General features: G+C 70.2%; 18 protein-coding genes. 4 read left to right on the top strand and 14 right to left on the bottom strand.

Translation table 11 applies throughout. The features are described 5' to 3' along the window. Window positions 1–3: 3 nt before the first annotated feature. Together G9Q37_RS03280 and G9Q37_RS03275 are read right to left on the bottom strand one after the other, a co-directional pair. The gene (locus tag G9Q37_RS03280; protein WP_166224511.1) at window positions 4–1026 is read right to left on the bottom strand and encodes a thiamine ABC transporter substrate-binding protein; all 1023 of its coding nucleotides are present in this window, start codon (window positions 1024–1026) and stop codon (window positions 4–6) included. 173 nt (window positions 1027–1199) lie between these two features. Then, on the bottom strand, window positions 1200–1367 hold the full coding sequence (locus G9Q37_RS03275; protein WP_166224508.1) for a hypothetical protein: 168 nt from the start codon (window positions 1365–1367) through the stop codon (window positions 1200–1202). 108 nt (window positions 1368–1475) lie between these two features. Here G9Q37_RS03275 and G9Q37_RS03270 point away from each other — a divergent pair, with 108 nt between their 5' ends. After that, window positions 1476–4007, top strand: a complete 2532-nt coding sequence (locus G9Q37_RS03270; protein WP_166224505.1) for an ABC transporter permease — start codon at window positions 1476–1478, stop codon at window positions 4005–4007. 4 nt (window positions 4008–4011) lie between these two features. Further along, entirely contained in the window at window positions 4012–5148 is a 1137-nt protein-coding gene (locus tag G9Q37_RS03265; RefSeq protein ID WP_166224502.1) for a lipocalin-like domain-containing protein, read from the top strand. Between the two features lie 22 nt (window positions 5149–5170). On the opposite strand, the gene G9Q37_RS03260 is transcribed toward G9Q37_RS03265, so the two are convergent. After that, on the bottom strand, window positions 5171–5443 hold the full coding sequence (locus tag G9Q37_RS03260) for a hypothetical protein (protein ID WP_166224499.1): 273 nt from the start codon (window positions 5441–5443) through the stop codon (window positions 5171–5173). 116 nt (window positions 5444–5559) lie between these two features. On the opposite strand from G9Q37_RS03260, the gene G9Q37_RS03255 reads away from it, so the two are divergent. Further along, window positions 5560–7341 (top strand): ABC transporter transmembrane domain-containing protein, encoded by a 1782-nt coding sequence (locus G9Q37_RS03255; protein WP_166224496.1) that lies wholly within the window; start codon window positions 5560–5562, stop codon window positions 7339–7341. Here G9Q37_RS03255 and G9Q37_RS03250 read toward each other — a convergent pair. Next, window positions 7331–8383: a M48 family metallopeptidase gene (locus G9Q37_RS03250; protein ID WP_166224493.1), complete on the bottom strand. Its 1053-nt coding sequence runs from the start codon at window positions 8381–8383 to the stop codon at window positions 7331–7333. The two genes, G9Q37_RS03255 and G9Q37_RS03250, sit on opposite strands and share 11 nt — an antisense overlap. Continuing rightward, window positions 8383–9564: a YjgN family protein gene (locus G9Q37_RS03245; protein WP_166224490.1), complete on the bottom strand. Its 1182-nt coding sequence runs from the start codon at window positions 9562–9564 to the stop codon at window positions 8383–8385. Before G9Q37_RS03245 ends, G9Q37_RS03250 begins: the two co-directional genes overlap by 1 nt. 227 nt (window positions 9565–9791) lie before the next feature. On the opposite strand from G9Q37_RS03245, the gene G9Q37_RS03240 reads away from it, so the two are divergent. Further along, window positions 9792–11096, top strand: coding sequence for a Glu/Leu/Phe/Val family dehydrogenase (locus tag G9Q37_RS03240; RefSeq protein ID WP_166224487.1), 1305 nt, complete (start codon window positions 9792–9794; stop codon window positions 11094–11096). A 288-nt stretch (window positions 11097–11384) separates the two neighbouring features. On the opposite strand, the gene G9Q37_RS03235 is transcribed toward G9Q37_RS03240, so the two are convergent. Genes G9Q37_RS03235 through nuoI form a run of 9 tightly spaced genes read right to left on the bottom strand, consistent with a single transcriptional unit; the run spans window position 11385 to window position 19313 of the window. Continuing rightward, window positions 11385–11852, bottom strand: coding sequence for a DUF1178 family protein (locus G9Q37_RS03235; RefSeq protein WP_166224484.1), 468 nt, complete (start codon window positions 11850–11852; stop codon window positions 11385–11387). After that, the gene (locus G9Q37_RS03230) at window positions 11849–12430 is read right to left on the bottom strand and encodes an NUDIX domain-containing protein (RefSeq protein ID WP_166224481.1); all 582 of its coding nucleotides are present in this window, start codon (window positions 12428–12430) and stop codon (window positions 11849–11851) included. The genes G9Q37_RS03235 and G9Q37_RS03230 overlap by 4 nt, the downstream gene beginning before the upstream one ends. Continuing rightward, window positions 12423–12728 (bottom strand): DUF2818 family protein, encoded by a 306-nt coding sequence (locus G9Q37_RS03225; protein WP_166224478.1) that lies wholly within the window; start codon window positions 12726–12728, stop codon window positions 12423–12425. Before G9Q37_RS03225 ends, G9Q37_RS03230 begins: the two co-directional genes overlap by 8 nt. 47 nt (window positions 12729–12775) lie before the next feature. Beyond that, on the bottom strand, window positions 12776–14272 hold the full coding sequence (gene nuoN / locus G9Q37_RS03220) for an NADH-quinone oxidoreductase subunit NuoN (protein ID WP_166224475.1): 1497 nt from the start codon (window positions 14270–14272) through the stop codon (window positions 12776–12778). A 13-nt stretch (window positions 14273–14285) separates the two neighbouring features. Beyond that, window positions 14286–15767, bottom strand: a complete 1482-nt coding sequence (locus G9Q37_RS03215) for an NADH-quinone oxidoreductase subunit M (RefSeq protein WP_166224472.1) — start codon at window positions 15765–15767, stop codon at window positions 14286–14288. A 21-nt stretch (window positions 15768–15788) separates the two neighbouring features. Continuing rightward, a complete protein-coding gene (gene nuoL / locus G9Q37_RS03210) occupies window positions 15789–17813 on the bottom strand; it encodes an NADH-quinone oxidoreductase subunit L (RefSeq protein WP_166224469.1) in 2025 nt (674 codons plus the stop codon). A gap of 6 nt (window positions 17814–17819) precedes the next feature. Continuing rightward, window positions 17820–18131, bottom strand: coding sequence for an NADH-quinone oxidoreductase subunit NuoK (gene nuoK / locus G9Q37_RS03205; protein ID WP_166230909.1), 312 nt, complete (start codon window positions 18129–18131; stop codon window positions 17820–17822). 5 nt (window positions 18132–18136) lie between these two features. Next, the gene (locus tag G9Q37_RS03200) at window positions 18137–18781 is read right to left on the bottom strand and encodes an NADH-quinone oxidoreductase subunit J (RefSeq protein WP_166224466.1); all 645 of its coding nucleotides are present in this window, start codon (window positions 18779–18781) and stop codon (window positions 18137–18139) included. 16 nt (window positions 18782–18797) lie between these two features. After that, on the bottom strand, window positions 18798–19313 hold the full coding sequence (gene nuoI / locus G9Q37_RS03195) for an NADH-quinone oxidoreductase subunit NuoI (protein WP_166224463.1): 516 nt from the start codon (window positions 19311–19313) through the stop codon (window positions 18798–18800). Window position 19314 lies beyond the last annotated feature (1 nt).

Below are 19314 nucleotides of genomic sequence, written 5' to 3'. Positions count from 1 at the left end.
GGGTCAGCGCAACACCGTGCGCACCCAGCGGTCCTGCCAGGCGCGCAAGGTGTCGCCCGCGGGTTCGGTGGGCGGGTTGTCGAAGCGCGCGGGCTCGGCCGCGTGGCGCCGCAGCAGCTCGGCGCGCGGCGTGCCCGGCTCGGCCGGGTACATCCACATGCTGGTCTGCAGGGCCTGCTGCACCGGGGCCGAGCGCAGGAACTCGATGAATTGGCCCGCCGCCTGGCGCAGCGCGGGGTTGCCGCCCTTGACCAGGGCCACGCCCTCGACCTGCCGGTACACGCTGCCGCGCAGGAACAGGTTGGCGGTGGGCGATTCGGTCAGCGGCGTCTTGCTGAAGAAGACCTCGGCCGCGGGGCTGCTCGCGTAGCTCACCACGATGGGCCGCGTGCCGCCGTTGCGCGTGAAGTCGGTGTAGTAGGCCTCGCTCCAGCCCTTGGCCACTTTCACGCCGTTGGCGCGCATCTTCGCCCACCACTCGAAGGCCTGCGCCTCGCCCAGGCCCGCGATGGTGGCCTGCAGAAACGCCTGGCCCGGGCTGGAGGTGCCCGGGTGCTGCACCACGAGCAGGTTCTTGTAGGCGGGCTTGGCGAGGTCGTCGAGCGAGGCCGGCAGCGCCAGCCCCTTGCCGGCGAACCAGGCCTTGTCCACGTTGAGCGCCACATAGCCCAGGTCAACCGGCACCACGCCCGCGCCCAGTGGCGCGGCGGCCGGGCGCTTGGCGGCCGGGCCGTCGTAGGCATCGAACACGCCGGCCTGCTCGGCGCGCGGCAGCAGCGCGTTGTCGATGCCGAAGGCCACGTCGGCGATGGGCTTGGCGCGCGTGAGGATCAGGCGGTTGAGCACCTCGCCCGCATCGCCGCCCTTGATGAGCTGCAGCTTCACGCCGGCCTCGCGCTCGAACTGCGCGAGCAGCGGCGCCGGCAGCTCGAACGAGTCGTGCGCGATCACGCGCAACGGGGCCTGGGCCGCGGCCAGCCCGGCCGAAGCGATCAGGGCGGCGGCCAACAGACAACGGCGTTGCATGGAAGGACTCCTAGACCAGACCAGAAAACAAAAAGCAGAAAACAAAAAGCCCGCCAAAGCGGACTTGTTGGCGCGAGCCCCTCGACCGAGGGGCGCCGCGGAACCGGCTCCGCCGGGCCGCTGGCGCCGCCCCCCTGGGGGGGTCGCGCGCAGCGCGGCGGGGGGGTTCTCAATCAGCCGCTGTGCGGGCGCTTGCCGGGGTTCTTCTTGCTGCGCGTGGCCACGCCGCGCTCCAGGCTGCGGCGCTGACCACGGCCGGGCGTGGGCAGCACGACGCCGTTGGCGGCGGTGGGACGCGGGGTGGCCTTGCGGTCGGCCTCGGTGACGATCTTGTTGCCCATGGCAAATCCTCAGTTCAACGGAAAAAAGCAAAGCCCGTATTCAACCACACCCGCCCTGCCCGGCCCGACCGCCGGGCGGGGGCAAGCCGGGCCGCGTAAGCTGCGCGCATGCGCCGCTTGCTCGCCACCTTCTCCTGGCAGGAGCTGCGCCACCACCCGTGGCGCAGCGCGGTGGCGGTGCTCGCGGTCGCGCTGGGCGTGGCCCTGGCCTTCGCGGTGCAGCTCATCAACGCCTCGGCGTTGGCCGAATTCGGCCAGGCGGTGGCCGCGGTGAATGGCCAGCCCGACGCCGAGCTTCGGGCGCGCCAGGGACCGCTCGACGATGCGCTGCTCGAACGCGTGGCCGCCCACCCTGCGGTGGCCGTGGCCAGCCCGGTGCTCGAACGCACGGTGGAGGCGCGCAGCGCCAGCGGCGAGCGCCTGGGCCTGCGCCTGCTGGGCGTGGACGCGCTGCTGGTGGCGCGCGTGGCGCCCGCGCTGTTGCCGCTGGTGGACAGCGAGCGCGCTGGCGCCGACCGGCTCGACCTGTTCGCGCCCGACACCGTGTTCCTCAACGCCGCCGCGCGCGAGGCGCTGGGCGCGGCCGACACCGTGTCGCTGCGCCTGGGCGCGCGCCGCGCTGACCTGCGTGTGGCCGGCCGCGTCAACGCCCCGGGCGCGCCGCTCGCGGTGATGGACGTGGCCGCGCTGCAGGCCCTGGCCGGGCAGCCCGGCGAGCTCAGTCGCATCGATCTGCGGCTGGCGCCCGGCGCCGCACTCGACCGCGTGGTCGCCGCGCTCGATCTGCCGCCCGGCGTGTTCGCACAAGGCCCGGCGCAGGCGGGCGAGCGGGTGAGCAGCCTGTCGCGCGCCTACCGCGTGAACCTCACGGTGCTCGCGCTGGTGGCGCTGTTCACGGGCGCTTTCCTGGTGTTCTCGGTGCTGTCGCTGTCGGTCACACGGCGCCAGCCGCAGTTCGCGCTGCTCGGGGTCATGGGCCTGTCGGCGCGCGAGCGCTTGCGCCTGGTGCTGGCCGAGTCGGCCGGCATCGGCCTGCTGGGCAGCGCCCTCGGCCTGTTGCTGGGCACGGCGCTCGCGGCGCTGGCGCTGCAGCGGCTGGGCGGCGACCTCGGCGGCGGTTATTTCACGGGTGTCACGCCGCCGCTGCGCTGGAGCGCGCCGGCCGCGCTGCTGTACGGCGCACTGGGCCTGGCCGCGGCGCTGGTGGGCGGCTGGTGGCCCGCGCGCGCGGCCGCGGCGCTCGCGCCCGCGCAGGCGCTCAAGGGCCTGGGCTCGGCGCTGCCGCCGCGCCGCCGCCACGGTCTGGCGCTGGGCCTGGTGCTGCTGGCCGGGCTGTGCGCGCTCGCGCCGCCCGTGGCCGGCATTGCGCTGGGGGCGTACCTGTCGGTGGGGTTGCTGCTGGTGGGCGGCATCGCGGCGCTGCCGCTCGCGGTGGGCGCGCTGCTCGAACACCTGGCCCCCCGCGTGGCGCGCCACGCGCTGCCGCTGCTTGCGGTGGAGCGCGCGCGGCGCCTGCGCGAAACCGCGGCCGTGGCCACCAGCGGCGTGGTCGCGAGCCTGGCCTTGTCGGTGGCGCTCACGGTGATGGTGGCGAGCTTTCGCGACTCGGTCTCGCACTGGCTCGACGCCGTGCTGCCCGCGCCGCTGTACCTGCGCAGCAGCGGCGGGCCCGACGGCGCGCCGTTGCCCGAGGCCTTCGTGGCCGGCGTGCGCGCCCTGCCCGGCGTGGCGCGCGTGGACACGCTGCGCGCGCTGCCGCTGCAGTTCGACCCGGCGCGCCCGCCCGTGACCCTGCTGGTGCGCACGCTGCAGGGCGAGCCCCTGCCCTTGCCGCTGGTGGGCCGCGCCGTGCCCGTGCCCGAGGGCACGGTGCCGGTGTACGTGAGCGAGGCCATGCAGGACCTGTACGGCGCGCGCCCTGGCCAGGCGCTGCCCGCGCTCGCGCAGGCCCTGGCCGCGCCCGAGGCGCGCGCGGCGCGCTACGTGGTGGCCGGCGTGTGGCGCGACTACGCGCGCCAGCACGGCAGCATCGCGATCGACGAAGCCGTGTACGCGCGGCTCACGCGCGACCGCCGCGTGAGCGACCTCGCGTTGCACCCCGCCGAGGGCGTCGACCCGGACGCGGTGCGCGAAGCCCTGCGCGCGCTGGCCGCGCAGCAGGGCCTGGCCGAGGCCGTCGAGTTCGCGTCGGCCGAGCAGATCCGCGCCACCTCGCTGCGCATCTTCGACCGCAGCTTTGCCGTCACCGTGTGGCTGCAGGCGGTGGCCATCGGCATCGGCCTGTTCGGCGTGGCCGCGAGCTTCAGCGCCCAGGTGCTGGTGCGGCGCAAGGAGTTCGGCCTGCTCGCGCACCTGGGGCTCACGCGCGCGCAGGTGCTGGGCGTGGTGGCGCTCGAAGGCCTGGCCTGGACCGTGCTGGGTGCGCTCGCGGGCCTGGGGCTGGGCCTGCTCGTGAGCCTGGTGCTGGTGCACGTGGTGAACCCGCAGAGCTTTCACTGGACCATGGACCTCGTGCTGCCCTGGCCGCGCCTGTTGGCGCTGTGCGTGGCGGTGGTGCTCGCGGGCACGCTCACGGCCTGGCTCGCGGGCCGGGCCGCGGCCTCGCGCGACGCGGTGCAGGCCGTGAAACAGGACTGGTGAACCCATGATCGCGCGCCGCCCCCTGCTCTTGACCCCACTTGCACTCGCACTCGCGCCCGCCCTCGCGCTGCCGCGCGCGCAGGCCCGCGACGTGGCGCGCCCCGGCGACGCGCTGCGGCCGCGGCCGCTGGTGTTCCCGCGCGACCACGGCGCCCACCCCGACACGCGCACCGAATGGTGGTACCTCACGGGCCAGGCGCAGGACGCCGCCGGCCGCGAGTTCGGCTTCCAGGTGACCTTCTTCCGCAGCCGCGTGGACCCGGCCCAGGCCCTGTCGGGCCGGCTCGCGGCGCGCCAACTGCTGTTCGCGCACGCGGCCATCACCGACGTGGCCGGCCAGCGGCTGCACCACGACGAGCGCATCGCGCGCTGGAACGGCGAGCCGCCGCCGAGCCCCGAGCGCGCGGTGTTCGCGAGCGAGCGCGACACCGAGGTGCACATCCGCGACTGGTTCCTGCAGCGCCGCGCCGACGGCGGTTACCGCACGCGCCTGACCGGCGACACGCTGCTGATCGAGCTCGAGGCCGAGGCGCCGCAGACCTGGCTGCTGCAGGGCGATCGCGGCTTCTCGCGCAAGGGCCCCGATGCGGCGCAGGCAAGCTTCTACGTGACGCAGCCGCAGCTGCGCGTGCGCGGCACGCTCGGCCTGGCGGGCCAGCGCTTCGCCGTCACGGGCACGGCCTGGCTCGACCACGAATGGAGCGAGGCCCTGCTGCACCCCGAGGCCGTGGGCTGGGACTGGATCGGCATGAACCTGTTCGAGGGCCACAGCCTCACGGCCTTCCAGCTGCGCCGCGCCGATGGCAGCAAGCTCTGGGCCGGGGGCTCCTTTCGCGCTGCGGGCGACGCGCAAGACCCGAACGCCATCCACCGCTTCCCGGTGGGCGAGGTGGACTTCGCGCCGCGGCGCTGGTGGACCAGCCCACTCACGCGCACGCGCTACCCGGTGGAATGGGCCGTGCGCACGCCGGCCGACTTCTACACCGTGCGCGCCCGCATCGACGCCCAGGAGCTCGACAGCCGCGCCAGCACGGGCGCGATCTACTGGGAAGGGCTGTCGGACCTGATCGACAGCAACGGCCGCACGGTGGGGCGTGGCTACCTGGAGATGACGGGGTACGCGAAGCGGCTGGTGCTGTAGCCGCTGCGACGGCGCCCGCTGTTCAGGCCGGCTTCTTCGCCTCGGCCATGCCCACCGCGTCCTTCACGCACTTCTTGGTGAAGCTGTTCTTGGCCGCGCCCGCGAGCTTCTTCTCGGCGGCGTTGGCTTCGCACACGGCGGCGGCGTCTTTCTCGCACTTCTTCAGAAAACTGTTCTTGGCCGCGCCGGCCAGTTTCTTCTCGGCCGACTGCGCCTGGCAGGTCGGGCCTTCGGCGAACGCAGCGCCGGCGGCCAGCGCGAGCACGGTGGCGGTGATGAGGGACTTGGCGAACATGAACCGGCTCCTGGTTGGGTGGTGTGCCAATTGTTATCGTGCAATTCGATGACACGCAATCGGGTTGCACACGCGGGTTGTGACGGCGCGTCACGGCGCCGGAGCAGAATCCGGCCATGACCACCGCCTCCGACCGTCCGCGCGGCCAATCGCCGCGCTCCCTCAGCGGGCTGCTGCCCTTCATGCGGCCCTACCGCCTGCAGATCGCACTGGCGCTGCTGTTCCTGGTGCTGGCCGCGGCGGCCACGCTGGCCTTTCCGGCGGCGCTGCGGCTGCTGATCGACGACGGCCTGGTGCCGGCCGGGCGCGGCGAGCAGGCGCTGGCGCTGCGCGAGCATTTCGCCGAGCTGTTCGCGGTGGCGGTGGCGTTGGGCGTGTTCTCGGCGGTGCGCTTCTACTTCGTGAGCTGGATCGGCGAGCGCATCACGGCCGACCTGCGCAACGCCGTGTACAGCCACGTGCTGCGCCAGAGTCCGCAGTTCTTCGAGACCACGCAGACCGGCGAGGTGCTCTCGCGCCTGACCACCGACACCACGCTGGTGCAGACCGTCGTGGGCTCGTCGCTCTCGATGGGCCTGCGCAACGCGGTGATGGGCCTGGGCGCCTTGGGCATGCTGGTGTGGTCGCACCCCTATGTGATGGTGCAGGTGGTGGCGGTGGTGCTGTTCGTGGTGCTGCCGGCCATGTGGTTCGGCCGCCGCGTGCGCCGGCTCTCGCGCGCCAGCCAGGACCGCGTGGCCGACTCGAGCTCGATCGCGGCCGAGGTGCTCAACGCCATTCCCACGGTGCAGAGCTACGCGGCCGAGGGGCGCGAGGCGCAGCGCTTCGACCGCTCCACGCAGTTCGCCTTCGACACCGCCGTGCGGCGCACACGCGCGCGCGCCGCGCTCGTGGCCTTCGTGATCATCGCCAACGCGGCCCTGGTGCTCTGGGGCCTGTTCCAGGGCACGCAGGCGGTACTGAATGGCCAGCTCACGCCCGGCCAGCTGGGGCAGGCGGTGTTCTACGTGGTGATCTTCGCGGGCGCGGTGGCCGTGCTCGGCGAGGTCTATGGCGATCTGCTGCGCGCCGCGGGCGCGAGCGAGCGCCTGATGGAGCTGCTGGCCACCGAATCGCCGGTGCGCTCGCCCGCACAGCCACTGGCCGCGCCGCTGCCCGAGGGCGGCAGCGCGCTGGCGTTCGAAGACGTGCGCTTCCACTACCCTTCGCGGCCTGCCCAGGCCGCGCTCGACGGTTTCTCGCTCGCGGTGGCGCCGGGGCAGACCGTGGCCATCGTGGGCCCGAGCGGCGCGGGCAAGAGCACGGTGTTCGGCCTGCTGCTGCGCTTCTACGACCCGCAGCAAGGCCGCATCGTGCTCGACGGCACGCCCATCGACGCCATGGACCTGCAGGCCCTGCGCGAGCGCATCGGCATCGTGCCGCAGGAGCCGGTGATCTTCTCGAGCAGCGCGCTGGAGAACATCCGCTACGGCAAGCCGGGCGCGAGCGACGACGAGGTGAAGGCGGCCGCGCGCGCGGCCTTCGCCGACGAGTTCATCGAACGCCTGCCTGAGGGCTACGACACCTTCCTGGGCGAGCGCGGCGTTCGCCTGTCGGGCGGGCAGCGCCAGCGCATCGCGATCGCGCGCGCCATGCTCAAGAACCCGCCGCTGCTGCTGCTCGACGAGGCCACGAGCGCGCTCGACGCGCAGAGCGAGCGTGTGGTGCAGGCCGCGCTGGAGGCCGCCATGCGCGACCGCACCACGCTCGTGATCGCGCACCGCCTGGCCACGGTGCAGCGCGCCGACCGCATCGTGGTGCTCGACCACGGACGCCTGGTGGAACAGGGCACGCACGCCGAGCTGGTGGCGCGCGGCGGCGTGTACGCGGGCCTGGCCGCGCTGCAGTTCAACGGCTAGGGTTGGCGGCCCACTCGCGGAAGAAGCGCACGCGCTCGGCGTCGGCCGGGTGGCTCGCAATGGCGATGGGCAGCGCCTCGTCCTCGCCGGCCTGGTGCCGCGCGCGCAGGCGCTCGAACAGCGTGGCCATGACCGCGGGCGGCACGCCGTTGGCGTGCAGCAGTTCGGCCGCGCGCTGGTCGGCGCGGCGTTCGGCGTCGCGCGAGTACGACTGCGTGAGCAGCGCCGCAGGCACGGCCGCGACGAAGCCGCCCATGTCGCCGAACACCACGCCCACGAGCGCACTGATGAAGGTCGAGCGCACCAGCATGTCCATGCCGTCGCGGTGCTGCACGTGGCCGAGTTCGTGGCCGAGCACACCCATGAGCACGTCGGGCTGGTCGTGCAGCAGCCGCACCAGCTCGTCGGTGACCACGATCTGCCCGCCCGGCAAGGCCAAGGCGTTGGGCCCCAGGCGCGGCGAGGCGCGAAACGCCAGGGTGTGCGGGGGCGCTTCGCCGGCCGCGTGGGCGCGCTGCACCATGGCCTGCCAGCGCGCCTGCAGCGCCTGCTGCTGCGCCGCGGGCAGGGCGCTGGGCTGGAAGAACACCCGCTCGAGCTGTTCCATGCTCTCGCGGCCGATGCGCGCCTCGAGCGCGGGCGGCACGTGTTGCGCTATCCGCGCGCTGGCCCAGGGCACGCCCCAGACCCAGGTGAGGCCGAGGACCGCGACCGTGGTGAGCAGCGCGACGAGCACGCCACGCCAGCTCTGCTGCCAGCCCACCACGAAGGACTCACCGATCGACTGATTGGCCCACCAGGCGTCCCACTCGCGCGCGTCGGCGTGCTGCAGCAGACCGCCATCGGGCAGCTCGGTCTGGCGCTGGCCATGGGTGCGGCGCTCGGGCCAGCGCACGCCGCGCAAGGGGTAGAGCTGCGGCGCCAGGCCCGGCTCGCGCGGCTCGATCACCAGCGTGTCTCCGTCGAGCCGCACGAACACCGCGTGCGCGCGCGGGCTGGTGCCGTCGTACCAGCGCGTGAGCAGGGGCGCGCCGCGCGGCATCACAGGCCCACGTCGATACCGAAGAAATCGCCCGCGGCATCGCCGAGCACGCCGCCCTGGCGCACCTGGGCGCGGGCCATCCAGCTGTCCACGTCGCCCTTGACCTGCAGCGCCATGCATTCGAGCCGCGCGCGCGCCGTGCGCACCTGCGCGAACGGCCAGTACAGGCCCAACGTGCACACGATCAGCAGCCAGTTGACCAGCGTGAGCCGAAACAGCGTGCCGAAGCGCAGTTCGCTGCGAAAGCGCGTGTGCCGGGTGCGGGTGTTCGCCCAGACCAGGTTCTGCAGCGCCACCGTGGCATAGGGCACCACGATCAGCGGCATCAGCAGGTACATCACGCCGATGGCGGCGAAGAAGCCCAGCATGCGCGCGCCCGGCCCGCCGCTGTAGGCGATCAGGGCAACCACACCGATGACCAGCGCCACCACCAGCAGCAGCAGGCCGATCACGCGCGCGAGCAGGCCGTAGAAGCGGCCGTTGCCGGCCCGCAGCTCGGTGCGTTCGCCCGCGAACAGGTAGCTGCCGTGCTGGTAGCGCTTGAGACGCGCGAAACACCAGGGCAGCACCGCGAGCGTGTACACCGCCACCGCGCCCAGCACCCACAGCACGCGGCGCGAGGCCTCGGGCGAGGGCTTCTCGTCGCTGGCCACGTCGGGCAGGAACAGCACCAGCACCAGCGCAGGCACGAAGAACGGCAGCAACGCGCCGTAGGCGCCCTTGAGGTCACCCACGAAGGCCATGCGCACGCCGCGCCAGCTGGTGTTGCGCAGGCGGAACTGCAGCGAGGCGCGCCACAGCGCGGGCCACACCAGCGCGAACAGCAAGAGCAGCACCGCGGCCACGGCGGGCACGGTCTCCGACAAGGCGCCGTAGGCGATGGCCAGCACCATCACCACGATGTAGCCGCGGAACATCTTCCAGGGGTCGCCGTGAAAACCCAGCGGGTCGTCGCCCACCAGCGTGTTGTTCTGGAAATAGGCAATGCGCCGCGCGCGCGCGAAAGGCCAGTACAGCGAGAAGGTCACCAGCGTGAGCAGCAGGTTGACGATCCAGATGCGGAAGTACTCGCTGCCCGAGCCGGTGAAGCGGATCGGCAGTGTCTGCACGCGCGGTGGTGTGTCCTGCTGCGGCGCAACTGGCGCGGGGCCGGGCACGGTGGCGGCCTCGATCGGTGTCATGGTTTTTCCTCCCTCGTGGGAGCGGGTCTGTGCGCCCGCCCGCGCGCGATGCTAGCAGCGGCGCGGCCATGTCCCATGCAGGGCCGGCATGGAACCATCGAGACGCGGCCTTGGACACAGCGCAGGCGCCTGCTTACAGTGCCCTGCAGACCGGTCACCGCACCCCACAAGACCGCACTAGACCGCACTAGACCGCACTAGACCGCACGATCCCGGAGTCCCCCACCATGACACCTGCCCACGCCCCAGCCACCTTCACCCAGGCCCTGCCCTCCTACCTCGACCCCCACCACCTCGGCCCCTGGGGCATCTACCTGCAACAGGTCGACCGCGTCACGCCTTACCTGGGCCGGCTCGCGCGCTGGGTCGAAACGCTCAAGCGTCCCAAGCGCACGCTGATCGTCGACGTGCCCATTCAGCTCGACAACGGCACGGTGGCGCACTTCGAGGGCTACCGCGTGCAGCACAACACCAGCCGCGGCCCGGGCAAGGGCGGCGTGCGCTTCCACCAGGACGTCACGCTGTCCGAGGTGATGGCGCTGGCGGCCTGGATGTCGATCAAGAACGCCGCGGTGAACGTGCCCTATGGCGGCGCCAAGGGCGGCATCCGCGTCGACCCGCGCCAGCTCTCGCGCGGCGAGCTCGAGCGCGTGACGCGCCGCTACACGAGCGAGATCGGCATCATCATCGGCCCGAGCAAGGACATCCCCGCGCCCGACGTCAACACCAACGAGCAGGTGATGGCCTGGATGATGGACACCTACTCGATGAACGAAGGCGCCACGGCCACGGGCGTGGTCACGGGCAAGCCGGTCGACCTCGGCGGTTCGCTGGGCCGGCGCGAGGCCACGGGCCGCGGCGTGTTCACGGTGGGGGCCGAGGCCGCGCGCCGCACCGGGCTCGACGTGGCCGCGGCGCGCGTGGCCGTACAGGGTTTCGGCAACGTGGGCGGCGTGGCCGCCAAGCTGTTTGCCGAGGCCGGCGCGCGCATCGTCGCGGTGCAGGACCACGGCGGCACGCTCTACCGCGACAGCGGCATCGATGTGCCCGCACTGCTCGACCATGTGGGCCGCCACGGTTCGGTGGCCGGCTTCGCGGGGGCCGACACCGTGGCCAGCGAAGACTTCTGGGGCCTGCCCTGCGACATCCTCATCCCGGCGGCGCTCGAAGGCCAGATCACCGAAAAGAACGCGGGCCGCATCCAGGCGCGCATGGTGATCGAAGGCGCGAACGGCCCCACCACGCCGCAGGCCGACGACATCCTGCACGACCGCGGCGTGCTGGTGCTGCCCGACGTGATCGCCAACGCGGGCGGCGTCACCGTGAGCTACTTCGAGTGGGTGCAGGATTTCTCGAGCTTCTTCTGGACCGAAGACGAGATCAACGCGCGGCTCGTGAAGATCATGAAAGACGCGTTCGCCGCCGTGTGGCAGGTGGCCGAAGACCACAAGGTGAGCCTGCGCACGGCCACCTTCATCATCGCGTGCCAGCGCATCCTGCATGCGCGGGATCTGCGTGGGTTGTATCCCTGAGGTTCTCTTGCCTGGGTTGCCTCAGGGCCGCTGGAGCGGGTGCCCATGCTCCGGCGACCCCAGCGACGCCCAGGCACACCCACAGTGGTGTGCACAGGTTTCTTCAGGTCGGCTCGCGGGGTTCGCGGGCGCAGGCGCCATTCGCGGTTGCCACAGAAGGCGCGCGCCAGAAACAGTGTTGACGAAGGGATGTGTGCAAGCCCGGGCGGCCGCCCGCGAGCACGCCGAAGCACGCGAACCCCGCCAGCCGGCCCCGCGAGGTGGTCGTACGAAACCCCGAAGAACCAGCTACTGCAGCGTTTCCTTCGCCGGCGGCAGCAAGGGCAGCGGCATCACGTCCACGCCCTCTTCGATGAGTTCGAGCGCCACCTCGGGGGTGGCGCTGCCGCGGATGTTGCGGCGTTCGATCTCGCCGTGGTGCATGGCGCGCGCCTGTTCGGCGAAGCGCTCGCCCACGTCTTCGGTGTTGGCCACGATCTCGCGCATGGCGCGCAGCATGCGGGCCTGCAGCTCGGCCAGTTCGGCGTGCGCGGGGTGGTTGCTCATGGCCACGCCGGACGCGGGGGCCGGCGTCGCGTCCTGCTTGCCGGCGCGCAGGTTCAGCCGCGGCGCCGACAGCTTCTTCTCGATGTGCTGATCACCGCACAGCGGGCAACTCACCAGCCCGCGCGCGAGCTGGCTGTTGAAATCGTCTTCGGACGCGAACCAGCCTTCGAACACGTGCTGGTGCGCGCATTGCAGATCGAGGACCTTCATGGCCCCGGATTCTCCTGCCAATCGAGAACCCAGGCGCCGCTCAGGACGTTTTGCAGCCAGAGGGCGCCCACCAGGGTCTTGCAGTCGATGACGCGGCCGTCGCGGCACATGGCCTGCAGCTCGGCGGGCGTGGCGGCGAACACGTCGAGCGCCTCGCCGTCGTCGAGCGCGCGCTCGCCCAGGCGCAGGCCGCGCGCGAACCAGATGTCGATGACCTCGTCGGAGTACGCGATGGTGGGCGCGAGCCGGCCCGCGAAGGCCCATTCGCGCGCGGTGTAACCGGTTTCCTCGCGCAGCTCGCGCCGGCCGCAGGCCAGGCTGCCCTCGCCCGGGTCGAGCTTGCCCGCGGGGAATTCCACCATCACGGCCTGCATGGGGTGGCGGTACTGGCGCTCGAGCACCACGCGGCCGTCGTCGAGCAGGCCGATCACCATCACCGCGCCCGGGTGCAGAACAAATTCGCGCGTGGCCTCGGCGCCCGTGGGCAGGCGCACGGTGTCGCGCACCACGTGCAGGAAGTGGCCGCGCAACAGCTCGGTGCGCGCCAGCGGCACTTCCTTCAGGTGGGCGTCAGGCATGCCGCTTTTTGTAGAGGTAGCGGTAGACGAAGCCGGGGAAGGCCAGGGTCACGAACAGCGAGGCCGTGGTGGCGTAGAACTCCCAGCCCTGGGGGTAGATCTGGCCCGCGTGCTGTTCGAGGCCGAGGCCGATCGCCCCGACCACGAAGTACAGCACCACGAGTTCGAGCAGGCGCACCCACATCGACTTGGGCGCGCGCCGCGGCCCCACGACGAACCAGCGCTCGTTGGCGAATGGCAGGTTGGCGGCGACGAGGGCGGCGGTGAGCACCAGCCAGACGGCAGCGGTTTGGTCCATGGGGCGTCAGAGCACGGCGCGGGCCACGGGTTCCGTGGCCTTTGCGATCACGCGAACAGCGCCGCGATGGATTGCGCGCAAAGGGCCATGAGACCGCCCGGCACGATGCCCAGCACCAGCACCAGCAGGCCGTTGAGCGACAGCACCGAGCGCACCTCGAGGCCGGCCTCGATCGGCGCGGTCTGCACCGGCGCGTCGAAGTACATGACCTTGACCAGGCGCAGGTAGTAGAACGCGCCCACCAGCGACATGACCACAGCGAACACCGCGAGGCCCACGTGGAAGGCCGAGGGCGAGGCCAGCAGGGCCTGCAGCACCGAGAGCTTGGCGTAGAAGCCCACCAGCGGCGGAATGCCCGCGAGCGAGAACATGCAGGTGGCCATCACGCCGGCGTACAGCGGACTGCGCTGGTTCAGGCCCGCGAGGTCCTCGATGTTCTCGGACTCGAAGCCGCTGCGCGAGAGCAGCAGGATCACGCCGAACGTGCCCAGGGTGGTGAGCACGTAGGTGATCACGTAGAACATGGACGAGCTGTAGGCGTTGGCCATGTTGGCCGTGCTGCCGCCCGACACGCCGGCCAGCAGGCCCAGCAGCAGGAAGCCCATCTGCGCGATGGTGGAGAAGGCCAGCATGCGCTTGAGGTTGGTCTGCGCGATGGCGGCCAGGTTGCCCACCAGCAGCGACACCACCGCGAGCACGCCCAGCATCTGCTGCCAGTCGACCGCGAGCGGGGCCATGCCTTCGACGAGCAGGCGGATCACGATGGCGAAGGCCGCGAGCTTGGGCGCACCGCCGATCAGCAGCGTGACGGCCGTGGGCGCGCCGTGGTAGACGTCGGGCACCCACATGTGGAACGGCGCCACACCGAGCTTGAAGGCCAGGCCGGCCACCACGAACACCAGGCCCAGCGTGAGCACCTGGGGCGAGCCCTTGAGCGTGGCCGCACCGCCGGAGATGGCGGCCAGCACCTGGGCCAGGTCGAGCGAGCCGGTGGCGCCGTAGACCATGGACAGGCCATAGAGCAGGAAGCCGCTGGCCAGCGCGCCGAGCACGAAGTACTTCATGGCGGCTTCGGTGGCGGCGATGTCGTCGCGGCGCAGGGCCACCAGGGCATAGCTCGAGAGCGTGAGCAGCTCCAGGCCCAGGTAGATCACCAGGAAGTTGTGGCCCGAGATCATCACGAACATGCCCAGCAGCGCGAGCAGGCTCATGGAGAAGAGCTCACCGCCGCGCAGCATGTCGCGCTGGCTGGCGTAGCCGCGGCCGTAGACCAGCGTGACCATGAGCGCGAGGGCACCGAAGCACTTGAGCCAGTTGCCCATGGGGTCGCTCACGATCATGCCGCCGAAGCCGACGATGGTCTGTCCGCCGGATGCGGCCACGCCCAGCAGCAGCGCCACCACGGCGAGCGTGAGCAGGGTGAGCACATGGGTGGCGCCGCGCTTGGGCGACTTGACGCCGAGGTCGACCAGCGCGATCACGCAGGCCATCACCGCGAGCAGGATTTCCGGGTAAGCCGCGACCCAGCTGAGTTTGTCGATCATGGGAGGGCTCTCTTCAGTTCAGCGGGAGCTTGGATTGGGCCACGTGGCGCAGCAGCTCGGCCACCGAGGGGTCCATCACGTCGGTGAAGGGCTTGGGGTACACGCCCATGGCGAGCACCGCGATCGCGAGCAGCGCCATCACGAGGAATTCGCGGGCGTTGATGTCGGTGAGCGCGCGCACGTCGTCGTTGCCCGGCTCACCGAGGTAGACGCGCTTGAACATCCACAGCGAATAGGCGGCGCCGAAGATCAGGGCCGAGGCCGCCAGCAGGCCGATCCAGAAGTTGGCCTTGACCGCCGCAATGATCACCATCCACTCGCCCACGAAGCCCGCGGTGCCGGGCAGGCCGGCGTTGGCCATGGTGAACAGCAGCGCAAAGGCGGCAAAGCGCGGCATGGTGTTGACCACACCGCCGTAGGATGCGATCTCGCGCGAGTGCACGCGGTCGTAGAGCACGCCGATGGCCAGGAACATGGCGGCCGACACGAAGCCGTGAGACACCATCTGCACCAGGGCGCCGCTGACGCCGAGGTCGCTGAAGACGAAGAAGCCCAGCGTGACGAAGCCCATGTGCGCGACCGACGAATAGGCCACGAGCTTCTTCATGTCCTGCTGCACCATGGCCACCAGGCCCACGTAGATCACCGCCACCAGCGACAGGCCGATCATGAGGCCGGCCCACTGGTGCGAGGCGTCGGGCAGGATGGGCAGCGAGAAGCGCAGGAAGCCGTAGGCGCCGAGCTTGAGCATGATGGCCGCCAGCACGGCAGAGCCGCCGGTGGGCGCTTCCACGTGCACGTCGGGCAGCCAGGTGTGCACCGGCCACATCGGCACCTTCACCGCGAAGGCCGCGAAGAAGGCGAAGAACAGCAGGGTCTGCGCGGTCTTGCCCAGCGGCAGCGCGTACCAGTCGGTGAGCGCGAAACTGCCCTTGGACTGCACGTAGAGGTAGATCAGCGCGATCAGCAGCAGCAGCGAACCCAGCAGCGTGTAGAGGAAGAACTTGAACGCGGCGTAGATCTTGTTCGGGCCGCCCCAGATGCCGATGATCAGGTACATGGGGATCAGCGTGGCCTCGAAGAACACGTAGAACAGCATGCCGTCCTGCGCGGCGAACACGCCGATCATCAGGCCCGACAGGATCAGGAACGCGCCCATGTACTGGTTCACGCGCTCGGTGATCACCTCCCAGCCCGCGATCACCACGATCACGGTGATGAAGGCCGTGAGCAGCACCAGCCACAGCGAGATGCCGTCCACACCCAGGTGGTAGTGGATGTTGAAGCGCTCGATCCAGAGCATCTTCTCGGTGAACTGCATGGCCGCGCTGCCGACCTCGAAGCCGGTGTAGAGCGGCAGGGTGACGACCAGACCGGCGATGGCGCCGATCAGCGCGACCCAGCGGACCATGCCCGCGTGCTCGTCACGGCCCAGCGCCAGCAGCACGATGCCGAAGGCGATGGGCGTCCAGATGGCAAGGCTCAGCAAACCCATGGTGGCTTTCTTTCTGTTGTCTTATTTCGCGAGCCAGACGAAGTACGTCATGAACAGCATGATCCCCACCAGCATCATGAGCGCGTAGTGGTAGAGGTAGCCGGTCTGGAAGCGACGCACCACGGACGAGATCAGGCCCACGAGCTTCCAGCTCGCGTTGACCACGCCGCCTTCGATGACGCCCCGGTCGCCGCCCTTCCACAGGCCCACGCCGAGGGCGCGCGCGCCACGGGCGAGCACGTTCTCGTTGAACCAGTCGAGGTAGTACTTGTTCTCGAGGATGGTGATGAGGGGCTTGAGCGCGCGGCCGATGGCGGCCGGCACCGCGGGATTCACGAGGTAGCAGTACCAGGCGCTCACCGCGCCGGCCAGGGCCAGGTACAGCGGCGGCGTGCTCAGCGCGTGCGCGGCCATGGCCAGCGGGCCGTGGAAGATCTTGGCGAACTCGGTGAGCGCGGGGTGGGCCGCAGCGTTCACCGTGATGGCGTCGCGGAAGAAGTCGCCGAACACCAGCGGGGTGATGGTGAAGAAGCCGATGAACACCGAAGGCACGGCCAGCAGCACCAGCGGCAGCGTCACGACCCAGGGCGACTCGTGCGGCTTGCCGTCGCCATGGCCGTGGCCGTGGTCGTCGTGGTGGTCATCGTGGTGCGCGTCGGGGTTCTGGTCGTAGCGCTCCTGGCCATGGAAGACCAGGAAGTACAGGCGGAACGAGTAGAACGAGGTCACGAACACACCGGCGAGCACCGCGAAGTGCGCGAAGCCGGCGCCGGGCAGGTTGCTGAAGTGCACCGCCTCGATGATCGAGTCCTTCGAGTAGAAGCCCGAGAACAGCGGCGTGCCGATCAGCGCGAGCGTGCCCAGCAGCGAGGTGATCCAGGTGATGGGCATGTATTTGCGCACGCCACCCATCCAGCGGATGTCCTGGTTGTGGTGCAGGCCCATGATCACCGAGCCCGCGGCCAGGAACAGCAGCGCCTTGAAGAAGGCGTGCGTCATCAGGTGGAACACCGCGACCGAGTAGGCCGAGGCGCCGAGCGCCACGGTCATGTAGCCCAGCTGCGAGAGCGTGGAATACGCGACCACGCGCTTGATGTCGTTCTGGATGATGCCCAGGAAGCCCATGAACAGCGCGGTGATCGCGCCGATGACCATGACGAAGTTCAGCGCGGTGTCCGAGAGTTCGAACAGCGGGCTCATGCGCGCGACCATGAAGATGCCGGCCGTCACCATGGTGGCGGCGTGGATCAGCGCCGAGATGGGGGTCGGGCCTTCCATGGAATCGGGCAGCCACACGTGCAGCGGGAACTGCGCGCTCTTGCCCATGGCGCCGATGAACAGGCAGATGCAGATCACGGTGACCAGCATCCAGCTGGTGCCCGGGAAGCCCAGGGCGCCGAGTTCGCCGGCCTTGGCGAAGATCTCGGTGTAGTTCATGGTGCCGGCGTAGGCCACGATCAGGCCGATGCCGAGGATGAAGCCGAAGTCGCCCACGCGGTTGACCAGGAAGGCCTTCATGTTGGCGAAGATGGCCGAGGGCTTGTTGAACCAGAAGCCGATCAGCAGGTACGACACCAGACCCACCGCTTCCCAGCCGAAGAACAGCTGCAGCAGGTTGTTGCTCATGACCAGCATGAGCATGGAGAAGGTGAACAGCGAGATGTAGGCGAAGAAGCGGTTGTAGCCCTCGTCGTCTGCCATGTAGCCGATGGTGTAGAGGTGCACCATGAGCGAGACGAAGGTGACCACCACCATCATCATCGCGGTCAGCCCGTCGACCAGGAAGCCGATCTCCATCTTGAGACCGCCGATCACCATCCACTCGTAGATGGTCTGGTTGAAGCGCGCGCCGCCGATCACGTCGGACAGCGTCATGGCCGACAGGATGAAGGCCACGAGCACACCGAGGATGGTGGCCCCGTGCGAGGCGCGGCGGCCGATGACGTTGCCGCCGAAGGCCGTGCCCAGGATGCCGGCCACGGCCGAGCCCACCAGGGGCGCGAGCGGCACGGCCAGCAGCGTGGAAGCGGAAAGCGTGTTGCTCATGTCCGGTCAGCCCTTGAGCGTGTTGAGTTCTTCGACGCTGATCGACGACTTGTTGCGGAACAGCAGCACGAGGATGGCGAGGCCGATGGCCGATTCGGCCGCTGCCACGGTGAGAATGAAGAACACGAACACCTGGCCGTGCAGATCGCCCAGGAAGTGGGAGAAGGCCACGAAGTTCATGTTGACCGCGAGCAGCATGAGCTCGATGGCCATGAGCAGCACGATCAGGTTCTTGCGGTTGAGGAAGATGCCGACAACGGAGATCGCGAACAGGATCGCGCCGACCGCGAGGAAGTGGCCCAGGCCCAGGTGGTTCATGGCGTTCATGCCTTCTTGCCCTCCTCGGCGGTGGCGGCGGGAGCGGTCGGGGCGGCGGTTTTCACGGCCGCCATGGGCACCACCACCAGGCGGTCGCTGGCGCGCACGTGCACCTGGTCGCCCGGGTTGATGGCCTTGCTGTCCTTGCGCTGGCGCAGGGTGAGCGCGATGGCCGCGACCATGGCCACGAGCAGGATGAAGCCCGCGACCTGGATGGGATAGAGGTAAGCGCTGTAGAGCAGCTTGCCGAGCTCGCGCGTGTTGGACACCGTGGGCGAGACCGCGGGCGCGTTGTTCGCGATGCTCGGGAAGCCCACCCACAGCACGGCGATGAGCTCGCCCGCCACCACGGCGCCGATCAGGGCCGCGAGCGGGAAGTGGCTCCAGAAGCCGCGGCGCAGCGCGTCGATGTTGATGTCGAGCATCATCACGACGAACAGGAACAGCACCATCACCGCGCCCAGGTACACGAGCACCAGGGTGATGCCCAGGAACTCGGCCTTGAGCAACAGCCAGAGCGCCGCGGCCTGCGAGAACGCGAGCATGAGGTAGAGCACGGCGTGCACCGCGTTGCGCGCGGTGACCACGCGAAAGCCCGCGAACAGCAACGCCGCCGCGAACAGGTAGAAGAAACCGGTCGTGAAGTCCATGGGATCTCTGATGGGCTCAGCGGTACGGGGCGTCGGCCGCCTTCGCCGCGGCGATCTGCGGTTCGTAGCGGTCGCCCACGGCCAGCAGCATCTCTTTGGTGAAGTAGAGATCGCCGCGCTTTTCGCCGTGGTATTCGAAGATGTGCGTCTCCACGATGGAGTCGACCGGGCAGCTTTCCTCGCAGAAGCCGCAGAAGATGCACTTGGTGAGGTCGATGTCGTAGCGCGTGGTGCGGCGCGTGCCGTCATCGCGCACATCGCTCTCGATGGTGATGGCCATGGCCGGGCACACGGCTTCGCAGAGCTTGCAGGCGATGCAGCGCTCTTCGCCGTTGTCGTAGCGGCGCAGCGCGTGCAGGCCGCGGAAGCGCGGCGACAGCGGCGTCTTCTCTTCGGGGAACTGCACCGTGACCTTGCGGCGCAGGGCGTAGCGGCCCGTCAGGGCCATGCCCTTGAAGAGCTCGACGAGCATGAAGCTCTTGAAAAAGTCGCGGAAGCTGAACGGCGCGACGGCGGTCGTGGAGGTGGACATG

Source organism: Hydrogenophaga crocea, assembly GCF_011388215.1.
In the GTDB taxonomy this organism is placed as follows: Bacteria; Pseudomonadota; Gammaproteobacteria; order Burkholderiales; family Burkholderiaceae_C; genus Hydrogenophaga; species Hydrogenophaga crocea.
This window is presented reverse-complemented; position numbering and strand designations above follow the sequence as displayed.

What these genes read in the sequence shown, in the direction of transcription:
- G9Q37_RS03260 (WP_166224499.1), bottom strand. Translation starts at nt 5,443, where the DNA reads ATGTTCGCCAAGTCCCTCATCACCGCCACCGTGCTCGCGCTGGCCGCC.
- G9Q37_RS03240 (WP_166224487.1), top strand. Translation starts at nt 9,792, where the DNA reads ATGACACCTGCCCACGCCCCAGCCACCTTCACCCAGGCCCTGCCCTCC.
- G9Q37_RS03250 (WP_166224493.1), bottom strand. Translation starts at nt 8,383, where the DNA reads ATGCCGCGCGGCGCGCCCCTGCTCACGCGCTGGTACGACGGCACCAGC.
- G9Q37_RS03265 (WP_166224502.1), top strand. Translation starts at nt 4,012, where the DNA reads ATGATCGCGCGCCGCCCCCTGCTCTTGACCCCACTTGCACTCGCACTC.
- G9Q37_RS03235 (WP_166224484.1), bottom strand. Translation starts at nt 11,852, where the DNA reads ATGAAGGTCCTCGATCTGCAATGCGCGCACCAGCACGTGTTCGAAGGC.
- nuoL (WP_166224469.1), bottom strand. Translation starts at nt 17,813, where the DNA reads ATGAGCAACACGCTTTCCGCTTCCACGCTGCTGGCCGTGCCGCTCGCG.
- G9Q37_RS03275 (WP_166224508.1), bottom strand. Translation starts at nt 1,367, where the DNA reads ATGGGCAACAAGATCGTCACCGAGGCCGACCGCAAGGCCACCCCGCGT.
- G9Q37_RS03245 (WP_166224490.1), bottom strand. Translation starts at nt 9,564, where the DNA reads ATGACACCGATCGAGGCCGCCACCGTGCCCGGCCCCGCGCCAGTTGCG.
- nuoK (WP_166230909.1), bottom strand. Translation starts at nt 18,131, where the DNA reads ATGAACCACCTGGGCCTGGGCCACTTCCTCGCGGTCGGCGCGATCCTG.
- nuoN (WP_166224475.1), bottom strand. Translation starts at nt 14,272, where the DNA reads ATGATCGACAAACTCAGCTGGGTCGCGGCTTACCCGGAAATCCTGCTC.
- G9Q37_RS03255 (WP_166224496.1), top strand. Translation starts at nt 5,560, where the DNA reads ATGACCACCGCCTCCGACCGTCCGCGCGGCCAATCGCCGCGCTCCCTC.
- G9Q37_RS03230 (WP_166224481.1), bottom strand. Translation starts at nt 12,430, where the DNA reads ATGCCTGACGCCCACCTGAAGGAAGTGCCGCTGGCGCGCACCGAGCTG.
- G9Q37_RS03225 (WP_166224478.1), bottom strand. Translation starts at nt 12,728, where the DNA reads ATGGACCAAACCGCTGCCGTCTGGCTGGTGCTCACCGCCGCCCTCGTC.
- G9Q37_RS03270 (WP_166224505.1), top strand. Translation starts at nt 1,476, where the DNA reads ATGCGCCGCTTGCTCGCCACCTTCTCCTGGCAGGAGCTGCGCCACCAC.
- G9Q37_RS03215 (WP_166224472.1), bottom strand. Translation starts at nt 15,767, where the DNA reads ATGGGTTTGCTGAGCCTTGCCATCTGGACGCCCATCGCCTTCGGCATC.
- G9Q37_RS03200 (WP_166224466.1), bottom strand. Translation starts at nt 18,781, where the DNA reads ATGGACTTCACGACCGGTTTCTTCTACCTGTTCGCGGCGGCGTTGCTG.
- G9Q37_RS03280 (WP_166224511.1), bottom strand. Translation starts at nt 1,026, where the DNA reads ATGCAACGCCGTTGTCTGTTGGCCGCCGCCCTGATCGCTTCGGCCGGG.
- nuoI (WP_166224463.1), bottom strand. Translation starts at nt 19,313, where the DNA reads ATGTCCACCTCCACGACCGCCGTCGCGCCGTTCAGCTTCCGCGACTTT.